This window comes from Rhodococcus sp. KBS0724 (assembly GCF_005938745.2).
GTDB lineage: Bacteria > Actinomycetota > Actinomycetes > Mycobacteriales > Mycobacteriaceae > Rhodococcus_F.
This window is the reverse complement of sequence record NZ_VCBX02000001.1, coordinates 4,622,673-4,636,750: the sequence shown is the minus strand read 5'-3', so window position 1 is coordinate 4,636,750 and position 14,078 is coordinate 4,622,673. Positions and strand designations below refer to the sequence as shown.

General features: G+C 62.4%; 10 protein-coding genes (1 of these 10 only partly in view). 8 read left to right on the top strand and 2 right to left on the bottom strand.

The genetic code is table 11. The annotated features are described in order from the left end of the window. Window positions 1-80: 80 nt before the first annotated feature. Window positions 81-809: a GTP pyrophosphokinase family protein gene (locus FFI94_RS21260; protein ID WP_397495577.1), complete on the bottom strand. Its 729-nt coding sequence runs from the start codon at window positions 807-809 to the stop codon at window positions 81-83. A gap of 67 nt (window positions 810-876) precedes the next feature. Further along, the gene (locus FFI94_RS21255; RefSeq protein ID WP_138869552.1) at window positions 877-1,476 is read right to left on the bottom strand and encodes a TetR/AcrR family transcriptional regulator; all 600 of its coding nucleotides are present in this window, start codon (window positions 1,474-1,476) and stop codon (window positions 877-879) included. A 98-nt stretch (window positions 1,477-1,574) separates the two neighbouring features. Between FFI94_RS21255 and FFI94_RS21250 the strand changes: the two genes are divergently transcribed. The 8 genes from FFI94_RS21250 to FFI94_RS21215 all read left to right on the top strand — a co-directional run. Then, entirely contained in the window at window positions 1,575-3,164 is a 1,590-nt protein-coding gene (locus tag FFI94_RS21250; protein ID WP_138869551.1) for a carboxyl transferase domain-containing protein, read from the top strand. Window positions 3,165-3,169: 5 nt separating this feature from the next. Continuing rightward, window positions 3,170-5,206 carry an acetyl/propionyl/methylcrotonyl-CoA carboxylase subunit alpha gene (locus FFI94_RS21245; RefSeq protein WP_138869550.1) on the top strand — a complete coding sequence of 679 codons (2,037 nt, stop codon included), beginning with the start codon at window positions 3,170-3,172 and terminating at the stop codon, window positions 5,204-5,206. After that, window positions 5,206-6,369, top strand: a complete 1,164-nt coding sequence (locus FFI94_RS21240; RefSeq protein WP_033236942.1) for an acyl-CoA dehydrogenase family protein — start codon at window positions 5,206-5,208, stop codon at window positions 6,367-6,369. Before FFI94_RS21245 ends, FFI94_RS21240 begins: the two co-directional genes overlap by 1 nt. Before the next feature lie 11 nt (window positions 6,370-6,380). After that, the gene (locus tag FFI94_RS21235; protein WP_138869549.1) at window positions 6,381-6,875 is read left to right on the top strand and encodes a MaoC family dehydratase; all 495 of its coding nucleotides are present in this window, start codon (window positions 6,381-6,383) and stop codon (window positions 6,873-6,875) included. Continuing rightward, window positions 6,872-7,690, top strand: a complete 819-nt coding sequence (locus tag FFI94_RS21230) for a CoA ester lyase (RefSeq protein ID WP_138869548.1) — start codon at window positions 6,872-6,874, stop codon at window positions 7,688-7,690. Before FFI94_RS21235 ends, FFI94_RS21230 begins: the two co-directional genes overlap by 4 nt. Window positions 7,691-7,702: 12 nt before the next feature. Then, window positions 7,703-8,458, top strand: coding sequence for a CoA transferase subunit A (locus FFI94_RS21225; RefSeq protein ID WP_138869547.1), 756 nt, complete (start codon window positions 7,703-7,705; stop codon window positions 8,456-8,458). Then, window positions 8,455-9,105: a 3-oxoacid CoA-transferase subunit B gene (locus tag FFI94_RS21220; protein WP_260684228.1), complete on the top strand. Its 651-nt coding sequence runs from the start codon at window positions 8,455-8,457 to the stop codon at window positions 9,103-9,105. The genes FFI94_RS21225 and FFI94_RS21220 overlap by 4 nt, the downstream gene beginning before the upstream one ends. 493 nt (window positions 9,106-9,598) lie before the next feature. Further along, a protein-coding gene (locus FFI94_RS21215; RefSeq protein ID WP_138869546.1) for a non-ribosomal peptide synthase/polyketide synthase crosses the window boundary here: on the top strand, window positions 9,599-14,078 show its start. 24,122 nt of this gene lie beyond the right edge of the window; 4,480 of the gene's 28,602 nt are visible here — the first part of the coding sequence; its start codon is at window positions 9,599-9,601; its stop codon lies beyond the right edge, outside the window.

The window sequence follows — 14,078 nt, the reverse complement described above, 5'->3', positions numbered from 1 at the left end:
GGTACGTGCGTCGCCTTGGATGCGCCGAAAGGTACGTTCGCTCGAATGGGGCAGCTCAAAAAGCCGACGAAAGACCCAGATTAGATCCCGCGCTGCAGACGCAGAGCGTTGAGAAACTGAGCCGGCAGTTCGAGTTCGACGCTTTTGTCGTCGGCGTGGGGGAGAGCCTTGATCTTGGCGAACTCGTCGTTGAGGCGCTCCATCTTGACGTCCAGACGGTGCGCGGCGGCAGCCGCCTCGGTGAGCTCGTCCAGCAGTTCGGCCGGCACGTCCCGGTTGTACTTGTAGTAGATCTTGTGCTCGAGACTGGCCCAGAAATCCATTGCGATGGTACGGATCTGGAGTTCGATCGGCACGTGGCGGACGCTGTCGCTCATGAAGACGGGCACTTCGACAATCAGGTGCAGACTCTTGTATCCGTTGGGCTTGGGATTAGCGATGTAGTCCTCGCGCTCGATCACCCGCAGATCCGACTGGCTGGTGAGCATCTCGGCGATCCGATAGGTGTCGGAAATGAAGCTGCAGGTAATACGCACGCCGGCGATGTCGAAGATGTTCTTCGAGATGTCCTCGATGGTGATCGGGATGCCAAGTCGCTCGGCTTTGCGCAGGATGCTCTCCGGCGTCTTCACCCGAGATGCCACGTGTTCGATGGGACTGTACTGATTGATGTGGGTGAATTCGTCCTTGAGGATGTTCACCTTGGTCATCAGTTCGGCGATACCGAATTGGTACAGCATCATGAATCGGGAGAACTCGGTTCGCAGTTCGGCGAAGTCCGTTCGACTCATTGCACTGCTGTCTTCCACGTTCGGCACGGCACCCTCATCTGTTAGCTGGTGTAACCAGTCTGCCACTGAATTCGAGGTGTCCGGTTCAGGGCGTACGCAGTGCGGCGAGCGTCATAGTGCGTAAGACGCGGCGCGTCCGGGCCGGTGACGCCGGGTTGGCGCTGTGCGGAGTGGAGTTGATCAGGCCGAATGTTGCGTGGGCCATGATTCGCGCGTCGGCTTCCTCGAGTGTCGGATCAAGCTGTTCGAGGACGCCGACCCACAGTTCTACGTATTTGCGCTGTGTCTGACGGACTTGTCGTCGCGCGTCGGCCGGCAGGCTTTCGAGGTCGCGATCCTGGATGCGGATCAGGTCCGGTTCGCCGAGCGCGAAGTCGAGATGGAACTCGACGAGGGCGTCGAGCGCGGACGTCGGGGAGTCGGCTGTTTCGGTTGCCGCCGAGCCGCCCTCGTACAGTCGCGTGCTGATCCCGACGAGCAGTTCGACCAGGACGGCATCCTTGTTGGGGAAGTGCCGGTAGACGGCGGGTCCACTGATGCCGACCGCTGCACCGAGATCTTCGAGGCGAACGCTCACAAATCCGCGTTCGGCGATCAGGCGGGCGGCGGCGCCGAGGAGCTGACGCCGGCGATCTGCCTTCATTTGATCGCGACGTGTCGGAGCGGCTACCTGGTCAGATGGCATTCTCTCGATCTTTCTCGGTGGGAGATCTGGACAACTCAGTTAATCATAGTTAATCTAGTTTCAGTTATCGAGCATTAACTCATGGCGAAGGCGGCGGGATGACTCCCAGTGGAATCACGCAAGGGTCGGGATACCGATCCGATCACACCGTTCTGGTGGAAGAACTGAAGAAGAAACTGGCTCAAGCCGCCCTCGGCGGCAACCAGAAATCGAGGGATCGGCACGTCAGTCGCGGGAAGCTGCTTCCTCGGGATCGGGTGGATTCGCTGCTCGATCCGGGCAGCCCCTTCCTGGAGTTGTCACCGCTGGCCGCCAACGGCCTGTACGACGACGAGTGCCCCGGCGCCGGCGTCATCACCGGTATCGGCCGAGTGTCGGGACGAGAATGTGTCATCGTCGCTAACGACGCCACGGTCAAGGGTGGCACCTACTACCCGATGACGGTGAAGAAGCACCTGCGCGCGCAGGAAGTGGCGCTACAGAACAATCTTCCGTGCATCTACCTCGTCGACTCCGGTGGAGCCTTCTTGCCGCGCCAGGACGAAGTCTTCCCGGACCGTGAGCACTTCGGCCGGATCTTCTACAACCAGGCGACCATGAGCGCCAAGGGGATTCCCCAGATTGCTGCCGTTCTCGGTTCGTGCACGGCCGGCGGCGCTTACGTACCGGCAATGAGTGACGAAGCTGTGATCGTCCGCAATCAGGGCACCATCTTCCTCGGTGGCCCGCCGCTGGTGAAGGCTGCCACCGGTGAGATCGTGACGGCCGAGGAACTGGGCGGTGGCGATCTGCACTCCAAGGTTTCGGGCGTCACCGACCACCTGGCCGAGGACGACCGCGACGCACTTCATGTCGTGCGCAACATCATTGCCACGCTCGGCCCCCGCTCCGAGCGTCCGTGGGACGTAGTATCGACAGTCCCGTCCGTCGCTGACCAGAGTGAGCTCTACGACGTCGTCCCGACCGATCCCCGTACCCCGTACGACGTGCATGAGGTGATCACCAAGCTTGTCGACGGTGGCGCGTTCCAGGAGTTCAAGGCCGAGTACGGCAAGACGCTCGTCACCGGATTCGCCCACATCGAGGGCCATCCGGTCGGCATCATCGCCAACAACGGTGTGCTCTTCGGCGAATCAGCCATGAAGGGTGCACATTTCATCGAATTGTGTGACAAGCGCAGTGTTCCCTTGTTGTTCCTCCAGAACATCGCAGGCTTCATGGTGGGACGGGACTACGAGGCGGGCGGCATCGCCAAGCACGGCGCCAAGATGGTCACGGCAGTTGCGTGCGCACGAGTTCCGAAGCTGACGGTTGTCATCGGCGGCTCTTACGGCGCCGGCAACTACTCCATGTGTGGACGGGCGTATTCGCCTCGCTTCCTGTGGATGTGGCCGAATGCACGAATCTCGGTCATGGGCGGTGAGCAGGCCGCTTCTGTGCTCTCGACGGTTCGTAGCGAGCAGCTCGACAGCGCGGGTAATCCGTGGTCGGCTGAGGACGAAGAGGCCTTCAAGGCGCCGATCCGTGAGCAGTACGAGGCGCAGGGCAATCCGTACTACTCCACTGCGCGACTCTGGGACGACGGTGTCATCGACCCCGCGGATACCAGAACTGTTCTCGGCCTGGCTCTCTCGGTGTGCGCAAACGCGCCGATCGAGCCGGTCTCCTACGGCGTCTTCCGGATGTGAGCGAAATGACTGAGTTGCGCACTATCGATACTGTTCTCGTGGCCAACCGCGGTGAGATCGCGGTTCGCGTGATCCGCACGTTGCGTGAGTTGGGAATTCGCAGCGTTGCGGTCTACAGCGACGCCGACGCGAATGCTCGCCACGTCCGCGAGGCCGACACCGCCGTCAACATCGGACCGGCTGCCGCGCGTGAAAGCTACCTCGTCATCGACAAGGTGATCGACGCGGCCAAGTCCACGGGCGCGCAGGGTATTCACCCCGGTTACGGCTTCCTGTCGGAGAACTCGGCGTTCTCAGCGGCCTGCGCTGCGGCCGGGATCGCCTTCCTCGGGCCTTCCGAGCGAGCCATCGAGGTGATGGGTGACAAGATCACCGCAAAGAACGCGGTTGCCGCGTTCGACGTCCCGGTGGTTCCGGGTATCGCACGGCCGAATCTGACCGATGAAGAACTGATCGCGGCAGCCGAGGACATCGGCTATCCGGTGCTCGTCAAGCCCTCGGCCGGCGGCGGCGGCAAGGGTATGCGGCTGGTCGAGGACCCGGCCAATCTGGCGGAGGCGCTGCGCAGCGCTCGCCGCGAGGCCGCGTCGTCGTTCGGTGACGACACCCTGTTCCTCGAACGGTTTGTGCTGCGGCCCCGGCACATCGAGGTCCAGGTTCTGGCCGATCAGCACGGCAACGTCGTCCACCTCGGTGAGCGTGAGTGCAGCCTGCAGCGGCGTCACCAGAAGGTCATCGAAGAGGCGCCGTCACCACTGCTGGATCAGGTGACTCGTGATCGCATCGGCGCTGCCGCGTGCAACACCGCTCGCAGCGTCGACTACACCGGCGCAGGCACCGTCGAATTCATCGTCTCGGCCGACAAGCCGGACGAGTTCTTCTTCATGGAGATGAACACCCGCCTGCAGGTTGAGCATCCGGTCACCGAGATGGTCACCGGACTCGACCTGGTCGAGTGGCAGGTACGCGTCGCGGCAGGGGAGAAGCTGGCTTTCGAGCAGGGCGACATCACACTGACCGGACATGCCATCGAAGCCCGCGTGTACGCCGAAGATCCGAGTCGCGGATTCCTGCCGACCGGCGGCAGCGTCGTCGGTCTCGTCGAACCGTCGGGATCCGGCGTGCGCGTCGATTCGGGCCTGCTCGAGGGAACTGTCGTCGGTAGCGACTACGACCCCATGCTCAGCAAGGTCATCGCGCACGCTTCCGACCGCGCCGGCGCACTGCGCAAGCTCGATCGCGCGCTCGGCGACACCGCGGTTCTCGGCGTGGTCACCAATATCGAATTTGCGCGCTTCCTCCTCGCCGATCCGGATGTGATCGCGGGCAACCTCGACACCGGTCTGCTCGATCGCCGGGTCGAAGACTTTGTTGCGGCGGACGCCACCGACGAGGTCCTCATTGCCGCTGCGGCATATCGCTGGCTGGCGCGGTGGACAACTGCGGCATCGGTAGACCCCTGGGACGTTCCCAGCGGCTGGCGGGTGGGGACTCCGGCTCCGACCAGCATCCGCCTGTCGGCCGGAACCCGCATTGCGCACGTGTCGATAGTCGGTACTCCTGCTGAGGCAAAGGTCGAGGTCGAAGGTTCGCAGCCGCAGGCCTTCAGTGCGGTCTTGACGGGATCGGAACTGGCTGTGGTGATCGACGGGCGCAGGCGCACGTTTGTCGTCGCCGAGACCGACGGTGGTCTGTGGCTGGCCGGCGGCGGAACCTGGCATGTCCGCGAAGTTGCCGAGGTCAGTGTTCGAGGCGACGACGCACACGCGGGCGACGCCGAAATCGCCAGTCCGATGCCAGGTGCTGTGATCGCGGTCAACGTCGAGAGCGGCGCCGCTGTGTCGGCAGGGCAGGCGCTGGTGGTTGTCGAGGCCATGAAGATGGAGCACTCGCTTACCTCGCCGATCGACGGAACCGTGGAAGTGCTTGTCCGTCAGGGCGATCAGGTGATGGTGGATCAGATTCTGGCCCGCGTCGTACCTGTCCAAGACGAAGAGACTGCAGAAGAGACCGAGAACCCGACTCAGAAGGAAGAAGCCTGATGTCCGATTACCTTGCCACCGGAGCGCTTCCGGACGAGTACCAGCAGCTCGCGAAAACCGTTGCGGACTTTGCCAAGACGGTTGTGGCGCCGGTTGCCGCCGAGCACGACGCCAATCACACGTTCCCGTATGAGGTTGTTGCCGGGATGGCAGAGATGGGCCTGTTCGGTCTGCCGTTCCCCGAGGAGTACGGCGGAATGGGCGGCGACTACTTTGCCCTGTGCCTCGCGCTCGAGGAATTGGGCAAGGTTGATCAGAGTGTCGCGATCACTCTCGAAGCCGGAGTGTCCCTCGGTGCCATGCCGATCTACCGATTCGGCAACGACGCGCAGAAGGAAGAATGGCTGCCGCAGCTCACCAGCGGCAAGTCGCTTGCTGCCTTCGGTTTGACCGAGCCAGGTGCGGGTAGCGACGCCGGTGGAACCAAGACCACCGCCAAGTTCGACAGCGGCGAGTGGATCATCAACGGCAACAAGCAGTTCATCACCAACTCGGGCACCGACATCACGAAGCTGGTTACGGTCACCGCGGTGACGGGAGTCAAGGACGGTGGCAAGAAGGAGATTTCCACGATCCTCGTGCCGACCACGACGCCGGGCTTCACGGCTGAGCCTGCATACAACAAGGTCGGCTGGAATGCGTCAGACACCCACCCGCTCACGTTCGCGGATGTTCGTGTCCCCGAAGAGAATCTGCTCGGTGAGCGCGGCCGCGGCTACGCGAACTTCCTGCGCATCCTCGACGAAGGCCGCATCGCCATTTCCGCGTTGAGCGTCGGTGCCGCTCAGGGCTGCGTCGACGAGTCGATCAAGTACGCGAAGGAGCGCGAGGCTTTCGGACGCCCCATCGGCCAGAACCAGGCAATCGCGTTCAAGATTGCGCGCATGGAGGCTCGCGCCCACGTGGCCCGCACCGCGTATTACGACGCGGCCGCACTGATGCTGTCCGGCAAGCCGTTCAAGAAGCAGGCATCCATCGCCAAGCTCATTTCCTCCGAAGCTGCCATGGACAACGCTCGCGATGCCACCCAGATCCACGGTGGATACGGATTCATGAACGAATACGCCGTCGCGCGGCACTACCGTGACAGTAAGATTCTGGAGATCGGCGAAGGCACTACCGAGGTGCAGTTGATGCTCATCGCACGTGAGGCAGGGTTGTGACGAACTCTCAAATGAACAACGCAGAGACCAAGAAGATCACTCAGCGCGGACTCTGGTTCGAGGAGTTCGAACTTGGCGCGGTCTACGAACACCGACCAGGTCGCACAGTCACCGAGGCCGACAACGTGTTGTTCACGACGCTGACGATGAATACGCAGGCGCTGCACCTCGATGCCGCGTACAGCGAGGACACCCAGTTCGGTGTGCGTCTGGTCAATTCGATGTTCACGTTGTCCACGATCGTGGGACTTTCGGTAGCGCAGTTGACGCAGGGAACAATCGTGGCAAATCTCGGGTTCTCGGATATCAGTTTCCCGAAGCCGCTCTTCCACGGCGATACCCTGTACGCGGAGACGCTGATCGCGGACAAGCGTGAATCGAAGAGCCGCCCTGGTGAGGGCATCGTGACGTTGGTACACACCGGCCGAAATCAGCACGGCGACGTCGTAGCTGTTGCGACTCGTAAAACGTTGGTGCAGTTGCGGCCGCAAGGAGAATCGTCGTGACGTGGATTCCGCCGGGGCCGGCGTGGCTGTTCTGTCCGGCGGACCGTCCGGAGCGCTACGCGAAGGCGGCAGCGGCAGCCGACGTCGTCATTCTCGACCTCGAGGACGGCGTCGCGGCTGACGACAAAGAGGCGGCGCGCACCGCGCTGATCGACACACCGCTCGACCCGGACCGCACCGTGGTGCGCGTCAATCCTGTTGGCACCCGCGAGCACGAACTCGACCTCCTTGCCCTCGACGGCACCCATTACACGCGTTTGATGCTCTCGAAATGCGAATCAGCGGACGACGTTCTCTCGCTGGCCCCGGCCGAGATCATCGCGTTGGTCGAGTCTCCGCTCGGCGCACTTGCCGTGCAAGAAATTGCTCTGGCGGCGAACACAATCGGCGTGATGTGGGGCGCTGAGGATCTGATCGCCGGACTCGGCGGTAATTCCAGCCGGCACCTGGATGGTTCGTACCGCGACGTCGCGAGGCATGTGCGCTCGAATACCTTGCTGGCGGCAAAGAGCTACGGCCGGCTGGCCGTTGATTCCGTATACCTCGACATCAAGGATCTGGTGGGGCTGGGCGTCGAATCCGCCGACGCAGTTGCCGTCGGGTTCGATGTCAAGGTTGCGATTCACCCCAGCCAGGTCGACGTCATCCGCGCGGCCTTCGCGCCGTCGGAGTCGGAAATCGACTGGGCACAAAGGGTTCTTGCGGCGGTGGCTCACGAACGTGGTGTGTTTGCCTTCGAAGGCAAGATGGTGGACGCGCCAGTGCTGCGGCACGCCGAGAAACTGCTGCATCGCGCCGGTATCCTCCCCGAGTAAGGAGAACAACGCATGAGCAAAGTTGTGAGTTCGCCAGCCGAGGCGGTTGCCGACATCGCCAGCGGAGCCACGCTTGCCGTTGGCGGTTTCGGACTGTGCGGAATTCCGGACGCGTTGATCGCGGCGATAGCCGTGGGCGCCGCCACCGATCTGGAAGTGTTCTCCAACAACTGCGGCGTTGACGACTACGGTCTCGGAATTCTCCTGAGTGCTCATCGCATTGCGCGGGTGACAGCGTCGTACGTGGGGGAGAACAAAGAGTTTGCACGCCAGTACCTTTCGGGTGAGCTGGAAGTCGAGCTGACACCGCAGGGAACCCTGGCCGAGCGTCTGCGTGCCGGAGGCGCCGGCATCCCGGCGTTCTACACACCAGCAGGCGTGGGCACCCCCATCGAAGAGGGCGGGTTGCCTTGGCGTTACAACGCCGACGGATCGGTTGCCGTCGCATCTCCGCCCAAAGCGACCGCCGTATTCGGAGATCGCCGCTATGTGCTGGAAGAAGCGATCACAGCGGATTTTGCGCTGGTGCATGCCGATTACGGTGATACCGAAGGCAACCTCGTCTTCAACAAGACCGCGATGAACTTCAATCCGCTTGCCGCAATGGCTGGTCGGATCACCATCGCGCAGGTGGAACATCTGGTCGAGCCCGGTGAGATCGACCCGGCACACGTTCATCTACCTGGCGTGTTCGTCCAGCGCGTTGTACATACGGGTGTGCAGGACAAGAGGATCGAGAAGCGAACCGTTTCAGGAGGCGTCCGGTGAGTAGTTCGGAGGAAACTCGTGTCGGCTGGACTCGCCATGAGATGGCCGCACGTGCTGCCGCCGAGATGCGGCCGGGCGAGTACGTCAATTTGGGGATCGGCCTGCCGACACTGATCCCGAGCTACCTTCCTGAGGGCGTGAGGGTCGTCCTGCACAGTGAGAACGGCATCCTTGGCACCGGGCCGTACCCGACCGAGGATCAGGTCGACGCTGACCTCATCAACGCGGGCAAGGAAACCGTCACCGTCAATCCGGGCGCCGCGTTCTTCGACTCTGCACTGTCCTTCGGCATGATTCGTGGCGGGCACATCGATACCGCCGTCCTCGGCGGAATGCAGGTGTCGAGTACCGGTGATCTCGCGAACTGGATGGTGCCCGGCAAGATGGTCAAGGGGATGGGCGGCGCGATGGATCTTGTCCACGGTGCCCGCCGCGTGATCGTGGTGATGGAGCATACCGACCGGGAGGGAAACCCGAAGATCCTCGAGCGGTGCACTTTGCCGTTGACCGGCCAAGGTGTGGTACATCGCATCATTACCGATCTGGCCGTGCTGGATGTCACAACAGAGGGCATCGCGCTGGTGGAACTGGCGCCGGGGGTCAATGCCGATCACCTGCGGAATGTGACGGGCGTTACGCTCGTGTAAATGAGTTGTGAGTAGGAGAAACGCGTCGGCGCAATGCCGGCGCGTTTCTTCGTGTGTAGGGCCCCGCGTGGAGTGCGAACCGAACAGCAGCCGTCGTTATGTCTGAATCAAAGCCCTGCTGAACAGCGTCAATCCTCCGTTTTTGCCGAGCCTGTACATTGATCGGGCGGCTACGCGGGGGATTCGCGCGCGCGATAGGCCGCGCGGAAACAGTTCGATCGTGACCGTTGGATCGGGGGGTGAGGGGGAGAATTATCCGCTGGGTTTGTCGGATCCCGAGGCGTGGCTTCGCGGTGGGCGAATGGTGGCTCGTTGCTGTAACGAACCTTCACTTCAAAGTCGATATGTCTGGGTGTGGCTTTGTCATGCCTGCGGCCCATCGGAGATGATGGATCGTTCTGGCTCATTGAGGGTAGATGAGATCGGTACAAGTTGTGGCGAAGAGATGTGCGTCACAGCGTGTGCGTAATGGTGTGGAAGAGAGGCTGTGGGCGTGAAGTCGCTGGAAAACGGAAAACTGGAGAGCGGTACGTCGGAGGTCGGCAGCTCGCCGGAAGAAGTTCAGCGATCAGGTGCATTCCCACTCTCGGCCGCACAGCTCGGAATGTGGTTCGCGCAGCACCTGGATCCCAGCGTCCCCGTCAACATCGCGCAGTACGTCGAACTTCGTGGCGCATTGCAGCTCAACGTGCTCCGGGCGGCGTGCGCCGACGCCGGCCGTGAAATCGGTTCGGCCTTCGTTCGCATCATCGAAGTTGATGCACAGCCGTTTCAGATCATCGACGACACACTGGACGACTCGATCGGCTATGTCGACGTCCGTAGTGAGGCAGATCCGCACGACGCGGCAATGCGATGGATGCGCGCAGACCGAAGCCGTCCAGTGGACATGCTCGAGGACCGGTTGATCTCGGCCACCATTCTGCGTCTCGAACAGGACCGCTACTACTGGTACACCCGGGTTCATCACACGATCCTCGACGGCTTCGGCGCTTCGACATTTGTCACCCGTGTCGCCGAGTTGTACTCGGCCCGCGTCGAAGGCCGCGAGCCCACGCCAAACGAGGCGTCCGACCTGCGTGACGTCTACGAGGTCGACAACACCTATCGCAACTCCCACCGGTTCGACACCGACCGCGCTTTCTGGGCCGAGAAGATCGCCGACCTCGACGAGATTTCGAGCCTGGCCGGGCGTAGTGCCCCGCCGACGCCGGTCAGCCGCATCGACAGCGCAGCGCTGTCCAATCACGTGGAAGCACTGCTCGCGCGATTCCTCGAACGCGTAGAGAAGACGACGGTCGCCGGCACAGTGGTCGCAGCGTTTGCCGCGTACCTGGCTCAGATGACCGGAAGCGAGGACGTGTCGCTGTCGCTGCCCGTCTCGGGCCGCACCACTGCAGTGCTCCGCCGATCCGGCGGAATGGTGTCCAACGTGGTGCCACTGCGCTTGAGGATTACCTCGACGACAACTGTCCAGGAACTTCTCGACGCCGTCAGTAGCGAGATGTCCGGCGCCCTGCGTCACCAGCGTTACCGCCACGAAGACATGGTCCGCGACGGCGACGGCCCCGGTCAGGGCGGCTTCTTCGGTCCGTGGATCAACATCATGATGTTCTCCACCGAACTTGCCTTCGGGCCGCTGGTCGGTGAATTGCACATCCTGTCAACGGGTTTGATCGAAGACCTCGGTGTAAACCTGTATCAGAGCGTCGGCGACACGCGGACGCACATCGACTTCGAGTCGAATCCCAACCTGTACTCCGCGTCGGTCGCCGAGCGGAATCACTCGCGTTTTGTCGAGTTCCTCGAAAAGTTCATCTCTGCCGAGACATCGCGCCGGGTGTGGGATCTACCCATTGCGTCCGAAGAGGAGCGCAAGAAGGTTGCACTCTGGAATCGCACTGGGTACCACGTGCTTTCGCAGTCCATCACCGAACCGTTCGAGCGACAGGTCGATCGAACCCCGGACGCCACCGCGCTGATCTTCGAGGGGAGTTCTCTCACCTACGCGGAGTTCGATGCCAAGGTCAACGGTCTCGCTCGCAAGCTCATCGACATGGGCGTCGGGCCGGAATCACTTGTGGGCTTGGCTATTCGGCGTTCACTCGACCTCATGGTCGGACTGTATGCGATTGCGAAGGCCGGCGGCGCTTGGGTGCCGGTGGATCCAGACCATCCGGCAGATCGCACGGCGTACATCCTCGATTCCGCACGGCCGGTGTGTGTTCTGACCACCGCTCGGGATCAGGTGGACCTGCCGCTCGGAACCCGCGTTCTCGAAATCGACCAACTCGACGACGCGGAACTCGACACCAGGCCCGTCACCGACTCGGATCGTGTTTCGCCTCTGCGGTATTCGAACACGGCCTATGTCATCTACACGTCCGGTTCGACGGGTCGCCCGAAGGGTGTTGCGGTCACCCATGCGGCGATCAACAACCAGCTCCAGTGGATGAACTCCGAGTATCGCCTCGGGGCATCGGACGTGTATCTGCAAAAGACTGCGACCACGTTCGACGTGTCTCTGTGGGGATTCTTCATGCCGCTCCGGGTCGGTGCGACCCTCGTGGTCGCGACACCCGACGGCCATCGGGACCCGATGTACGTTGCGGCCAAGATCGCGGAACATCGTGTCACCGTCACGGACTTCGTCCCGTCGATGCTCACGCTCTTCACCGCGAATGCTCCTGCCGGATCATGTGATTCGCTGCGTCACGTCTTTGTCATCGGCGAAGCCTTGCCGCCCGAGACGGCTACGGCATTCCGCGAACTGTGCAGCGCTGATCTGCACAACCTGTACGGCCCCACTGAAGCTGCGGTCTCGGTGACGTACTACGAGGCTCGCCGCTCCGACACCACTTCGGTGCCGATCGGCTTGCCGCAGTGGAACACCCAGGCTTACGTCCTCGATTCGCACCTCCGTGCGACGCCGATCGGTCAGCCAGGTGAGCTGTACCTCGCCGGAGTGCAGTTGGCCCGCGGATACGTCGGTCGGCCCGACCTCAGCTCCGATCGGTTTGTGGCAAACCCCTACGGTCCTGCCGGGGAACGGATGTACCGAACCGGCGACCTCGTGCGTCGACGCGACGACGGCAACCTGGACTACATCGGGCGCACCGACTTCCAGGTCAAGTTCCGCGGCCAGCGCATCGAACTCGGCGAGATCGAGACCGTGCTGCTCGCCCATCCCGACGTCTCGCAGGCTGTCGTGTTGGTGGTTCAGACCTCGACCGGAGATCAGTTGGTCGGCTATATCGTGCCGAGTCCGGGCCGCTCCGTCGAATCGGCAGAGTTGAGCGAGTTCGCGGGTCGAAGCCTGCCGTCGTACATGGTTCCCGCTGCGCTGATGGTCTTGGAAGCGTTGCCGCTCAATACCAGTGGCAAGCTTGATCGTGCTGGACTCCCGGAACCCGTCTTCGCCAGTGCCAAGCAGTATCGGGAACCGCGCACGGATACCGAGCGGGTTGTTGCCGACGTCTTTGCCGACGTCCTCGGTGTGGAGCGAGTCGGTCTCGACGACGATTTCTTCGAACTCGGTGGAAACTCGCTGGTGGCAACACAAGTGGTCACCAGAGTCGGTTCTGCGATGGGCGTTCAGCTCGGTGTGCGTGAGCTCTTCGAGTCGACGACGGTGGCCACCCTCGCCGCTCGGGCCGAATCGTTGGCGGGAAATGTCCGGCCGCTGGCGCCGCTGGTCGCAAAGCCGCGTCCCGATGTTATTCCGGTGTCGCTGGCGCAGCAGCGAATGTGGTTCCTCAACAAGCTCGACCCGTCGACGCCGGTCTACAACCTTCCGTTCACTGTTCGGCTGACCGGTACCGTCGATGCTGCCGCATTGCACGCCTCGGTAATGGATCTCCTCGAGCGGCACGAGTCGCTGCGTACGCTGTATCCCGACACCAACGGCACCGCGCAGCAGGTGATTCTGCCGATCGACCAGGTGTCGATCGACCTGACTCCGTTGCGGACCTCCAAGCGTGAGGTGCAGGCCGCTGCCGTCGAGATCGCCGGACGCGGATTCGACGTGGCAACCGAGATCCCGTTGCGCGTTACTCTGTTCGAGGTCACACCGACCGATTTTGTGCTCGTCATGGTGCTGCACCATATTGCGGCCGACGGCTTGTCGTTCCGCCCATTGGCCCGCGATCTCCTGGTTGCGTATTCCGCACGGAGTGAGCACACCGCACCGGCCTGGACGCCATTGCCGGTGCAGTACGCGGATTACGCACTGTGGCAACGTGCGGCCCTGGGGTCCGAAGATGATCCCTCGTCGGAATCGGCACGCCAGATCGCTTTCTGGCGCGAGTCGCTGGCGGGACTTCCCGACCAGCTGGATCTGCCGACCGACCGCCCGCGCCCGGCCGTTGCATCCAACCGCGGGGCCAAGCACCACTTCCACATCAGCGAACGCACCACCCGCAAGCTGAACGCGTTGGCACGTTCGAAGAACGCGTCGCTCTTCATGGTTCTGCAAGCGGCGTATGCGGCGCTTCTCAGCCGCCTCAGCGGCACCACGGATATTGCCATCGGTGCTCCTGTCGGTGGTCGAGGTGACGAGGTGCTGAGCGATGTCATCGGGATGTTCGTCAACACCATGGTGTTGCGGACCGAGGTAGATGCGGGCGAGACCTTCGAAGAGTTGCTCGCCAGGGTGCGCGAGTCGGGCCTGAGTGCGTACGGACACGCGGACGTGCCGTTCGAACGTCTTGTCGAGGTCTTGAATCCCGCGCGTTCCCAGTCGCGTCATCCGCTGTTCCAGGTCGCTCTGACCGCCGAGATCAGTGGACGCCGCCAGTTGCAGTTCTCGGGGATCACTGCGGTTGCCACCGAACTGGAAGTGCCGGTCGCCAAGTTCGACCTCGAGCTGATGGTGTCGGAAAGTCCTGAAGGAAGCGAAGATTCAGATGTCCTGGACGCTACCTTCACCTATGCCACAGATCTGTTCGATGCGTCGACCGTAGCAACGTTTGCCA

What these genes read in the sequence shown, in the direction of transcription:
- FFI94_RS21225 (WP_138869547.1), top strand. Translation starts at nt 7,703, where the DNA reads ATGAGCAAAGTTGTGAGTTCGCCAGCCGAGGCGGTTGCCGACATCGCC.
- FFI94_RS21250 (WP_138869551.1), top strand. Translation starts at nt 1,575, where the DNA reads ATGACTCCCAGTGGAATCACGCAAGGGTCGGGATACCGATCCGATCAC.
- FFI94_RS21245 (WP_138869550.1), top strand. Translation starts at nt 3,170, where the DNA reads ATGACTGAGTTGCGCACTATCGATACTGTTCTCGTGGCCAACCGCGGT.
- FFI94_RS21235 (WP_138869549.1), top strand. Translation starts at nt 6,381, where the DNA reads ATGAACAACGCAGAGACCAAGAAGATCACTCAGCGCGGACTCTGGTTC.
- FFI94_RS21240 (WP_033236942.1), top strand. Translation starts at nt 5,206, where the DNA reads ATGTCCGATTACCTTGCCACCGGAGCGCTTCCGGACGAGTACCAGCAG.
- FFI94_RS21255 (WP_138869552.1), bottom strand. Translation starts at nt 1,476, where the DNA reads ATGCCATCTGACCAGGTAGCCGCTCCGACACGTCGCGATCAAATGAAG.